Below are 390 nucleotides of genomic sequence, written 5' to 3'. Positions count from 1 at the left end.
GATGTTGTCGCCGGGCATGACCATCTCGGTGCCTTCGGGCAGCTTGATGGTGCCGGTGACGTCGGTCGTCCGGAAGTAGAACTGCGGACGGTAGTTGGAGAAGAACGGCGTGTGACGGCCACCTTCTTCCTTGGTCAGGATGTAGGCCTCGGCCTTGAACTCGGTGTGCGGGGTGATGGTGCCCGGAGCCGCCAGAACCTGGCCGCGCTCGACATCTTCACGCTTGGTGCCGCGCAGCAGGGCGCCGATGTTGTCGCCGGCTTCACCCGAATCGAGCAGCTTGCGGAACATTTCCACACCGGTGACCGTGGTCTTGACGGTGTCCTTCAGGCCGACGATCTCGACTTCCTCGCCCACCTTGATCACGCCGCGCTCGATACGGCCGGTCAC

At 63.6% G+C, this 390-nt stretch carries 1 protein-coding gene; it reads right to left on the bottom strand.

The window, feature by feature from the left end; translation table 11 throughout:
* On the bottom strand, positions 1 to 390 hold a 390-nt coding region (locus EPD66_RS22695), incomplete at both ends, for an EF-Tu/IF-2/RF-3 family GTPase (RefSeq protein ID WP_255448618.1).

This window comes from Telmatospirillum sp. J64-1, assembly GCF_006980715.1.
GTDB lineage: Bacteria > Pseudomonadota > Alphaproteobacteria > Rhodospirillales > Magnetospirillaceae > Oleiliquidispirillum > Oleiliquidispirillum nitrogeniifigens.
The sequence above is the reverse complement of the archived record's forward strand: the minus strand, read 5'-3'. Positions and strand labels throughout refer to the sequence as shown.